The organism is Sphingomonas sp., from assembly GCF_042095875.1.
Classification (GTDB): domain Bacteria; phylum Pseudomonadota; class Alphaproteobacteria; order Sphingomonadales; family Sphingomonadaceae; genus Sphingomonas.
The window spans coordinates 1-3120 of the sequence record NZ_JBELMJ010000102.1 but is presented as its reverse complement, the minus strand read 5'-3'; the positions used below and the strand labels follow the sequence as shown (position 1 = coordinate 3120).

At 69.1% G+C, this 3120-nt stretch carries 3 protein-coding genes; 2 read left to right on the top strand and 1 reads right to left on the bottom strand.

Annotated features, from left to right (window positions below; translation table 11 throughout):
* Positions 1 to 442: 442 nt before the first annotated feature.
* Positions 443 to 991: a peptide-methionine (S)-S-oxide reductase MsrA gene (gene msrA, locus ACFDS6_RS16885; RefSeq protein ID WP_375273241.1), complete on the bottom strand. Its 549-nt coding sequence runs from the start codon at positions 989 to 991 to the stop codon at positions 443 to 445.
* A gap of 63 nt (positions 992 to 1054) precedes the next feature.
* Here msrA and galE point away from each other — a divergent pair, with 63 nt between their 5' ends.
* On the top strand, positions 1055 to 2065 hold the full coding sequence (gene galE, locus ACFDS6_RS16880) for a UDP-glucose 4-epimerase GalE (protein ID WP_375273240.1): 1011 nt from the start codon (positions 1055 to 1057) through the stop codon (positions 2063 to 2065).
* A gap of 3 nt (positions 2066 to 2068) precedes the next feature.
* The gene (locus ACFDS6_RS16875; protein ID WP_375273239.1) at positions 2069 to 2899 is read left to right on the top strand and encodes an HpcH/HpaI aldolase/citrate lyase family protein; all 831 of its coding nucleotides are present in this window, start codon (positions 2069 to 2071) and stop codon (positions 2897 to 2899) included.
* The last annotated feature ends 221 nt before the right edge of the window (positions 2900 to 3120 follow it).

Genomic DNA, 3120 nt, shown 5'->3' with positions numbered 1-3120 from the left:
GGGGCGTCGGCGTCGCGATCAACGACCGGCTGCGCCGCGCCGCGCACCGCTGACGTGGCGGAAGGTGAGGCGAAGGTCACGCCAAGACGCGCCGTTCGGGCGTCGAAGCACCTGTCATCGGCCAACCTGCCGCGGAAGGTGAGGCTAAGGTGAGGCCAAGGCGCGCCGTCCGGCGTCGTAGCACCTGTCATCGGCCAACCTGCCGTGGAAGGTGAGGCTAAGGTGAGGCCAAGACGCGGGTCGGAAGCGAGCGGCGGTTTGGCGATCCGCGAAGGGCGGCGATCGGGTGGGTGCGGCGATGCGAAAGAGCGGACACGAAGCGTGGCCCGCTTTCTCCTACATTGCAACCGAGTGGATCGCCGCTCAGCCCTAAAGGCGATGCCGGGCAGCGATGGCTTCGCGCGGCGGTCCGGCGTCTTGCCGAACCGCCGCGCGAGGGCGATCACGCCTGTGCCGCGGCCATGCTCTTGGTGCGCGCGGCGTAGCTCTTGCGCAGCTTCTGCAGCTTGGGCGGGATCACCGCCATGCAGTACGGGTTGCTGCGTCCCTCGGTCTCCCAGTAATCCTGGTGATAGCCCTCGGCCGGGTACCAGGTGTCGTTGTCCTCGATCGTGGTAACGATCGGCTTCGACTGATCGCCCTGCGCGCGCTCGATTGCCGCCTTCGCCTCGGCCGCCTGCTCGTCCGACTGCGGGAAGATCGCGGAGCGGTACTGGGTGCCGACGTCGTTGCCCTGGCGGTTGAGCTGCGTCGGGTTGTGCGTCGCGAAGAAGATGTCGAGCAGGTCGCCGTAGCTGAGTTGCGCGGGATCGAAGCCGACCTTGATCGCCTCCGCGTGGCCGGTGTCGCCGCCGCACACCTGGCGGTAGGTCGGGTCGGCGACGTGGCCGCCGATATAGCCGCTCTCGACACTATCGACGCCGATCACGTCCTTGAACACGGCCTCGGTGCACCAGAAGCAGCCGCCGGCGACGATCGCATATTCGGTCATGGGAAGAAGTCTCCTTTGAGAAGAATGTAGGAAGCCGCTAGGGCGCGCGAAAGGGAGTTAGCGATGACGCAGACGGCAAAGCTCGACGGCAAGGTGATGGTGACCGGGGGTGCGGGCTATATCGGCAGCCACGCGGTGCTGGCGCTGCTCGACGCGGGGTACCGGGTGGTGGTGATCGACAATCTCGTCACCGGGTTCGACTGGGCGGTGGACGCTCGCGCGACGCTGGTCGAGATGGCGGTCGAGGACCCGCGCGTCGCCGACGTGCTCGCCGAGCATCAGGTGCGCGCGATCATGCATTTCGCCGGATCGGTGGTGGTCCCTGAGTCGGTCAGCGACCCGCTAAAATATTACCGCAACAACACCGCGGCGACGCGCAGCCTGATCGAGAGCGCGGTGAAGGCGGGCGTGCCGCACTTCATCTTCTCCTCGACCGCCGCGACCTACGGCACGCCCGAGCGCGTGCCGGTGAGCGAGACCGACCCGACCGTGCCGATCAACCCGTACGGCATGTCGAAGCTGATGAGCGAGGCGATGCTGCGCGACGTGTCGGCGGCGCACCCGATGAACTACGCCGCGCTGCGCTACTTCAACGTCGCGGGGGCGGACCAGCAGGGACGCAGCGGGCAGTCGACGGTGGGTGCGACGCACCTGATCAAGATCGCGGTCGAGGCGGCGACCGGCAAGCGCGCCGCGGTGAGCGTGTTCGGCAACGATTTCGACACGCGCGACGGAACGGGGGTGCGCGACTACATCCACGTCAGCGACCTCGCCGAGGCGCATGTCGCCGCGCTCGCCTGGCTGGTCGACCATCCGGCGGAGAGCGTGACGCTGAACGCGGGCTACGGGCGCGGCTTCTCGGTGATGGAGGTGCTCGACTCGGTCGACCGCGTCACCAACATGACGATCGAGCGCCGGATGGAGGGGCGGCGCGCGGGCGATCCGGCCGAGCTGATCTCGAACAATGCCGCGATCCTGGAGACGATCGACTGGACGCCCAGCCGCGCCGACCTCGACGGGATCGTGCGCGACGCGCTGGCGTGGGAGCGCAAGCTCGGCGAGATGGGGCGCTAGGGCGTGCGGCTGCGCTCGCTGCTGTTCGTGCCGGGCGATCGGCCCGAGCGGATGGAAAAGGCGCTGGGTCTGGGCGCCGACGCGCTGATCCTCGACCTGGAGGATTCGGTCGCCGCCGGCGCCAAGGCGGCGGCGCGCAGCGCAGTGCGCGAGTTCGTCGAGATGCGCAGCGGCGACGCGACGCTGTTCGTGCGCGTCAACCCGCTCGACAGTGAGTTCGTCGCCGACGACCTGGCGGCGATCGGCGGCACCGCGGTGCGCGGGGTGGTGCTGCCCAAGGCGGAAGGGCGCGCCTCGGTCGCGGAGCTGCGGCGGCGGTTGCCGGGCGAATATCTCTTGCTGCCGATCGCGAGCGAGACGCCGCGCGCGGTGTTCACGCTCGGCGACTATGATGATGACCACCTTGCCGGGCTGACCTGGGGCGCGGAGGATCTGCCCGCCGCGATCGGCGCCTCGACCAGTCGCGAGGCGGACGGCGGCTACACCGACCCGTACAGGATGGTGCGCGCGCTGACGCTGTTCGGCGCGCACGCGGCGGGGGTGCCCGCGATCGAGACGGTGTATCCCGACTTCCGCGATCTCGAAGGGCTCGCGGCCTATGCGGCGCGCGGGCGGCGCGACGGCTTTACCGGCATGATGGCGATCCACCCCGCGCAGGTGCCGGTGATCAACGCCGCCTTCTCCCCCAGCGAGGCGGAGGTCGCGCACGCGCGCGCGGTGGTCGCGCTGTTCGCGGCCAATCCGGGCGCGGGCGCGCTGCAGCTGGGCGGCAAAATGGTCGACGCGCCGCACCTGAAGGCGGCGGAGCGGCTGCTCGCGCTCGCGGGCGTCTAGCGCGGTTCTCAACCGATCCAAACTACCGTCATCCCGGACTTGATCCGGGATCCCGCTGCCTTCTCCTGCCGTTCTCAGAAAGCGGGACCCCGGATCAAGTCCGAGGTGACGGGAGAATGCCTCAAGCTAGTCGCAAAAGCTTTAAACCGCGAGCAGCGGACGGGTCCGCCTGGCGATCTGCCACCAGCCGATCGCCCATAATGTGCCGAAGCTCCACCCGG

Bases quoted from the DNA above. Each gene is read 5' to 3' on its own strand.
- galE (WP_375273240.1), top strand. From the start codon at position 1,055: ATGACGCAGACGGCAAAGCTCGACGGCAAGGTGATGGTGACCGGGGGT.
- msrA (WP_375273241.1), bottom strand. From the start codon at position 991: ATGACCGAATATGCGATCGTCGCCGGCGGCTGCTTCTGGTGCACCGAG.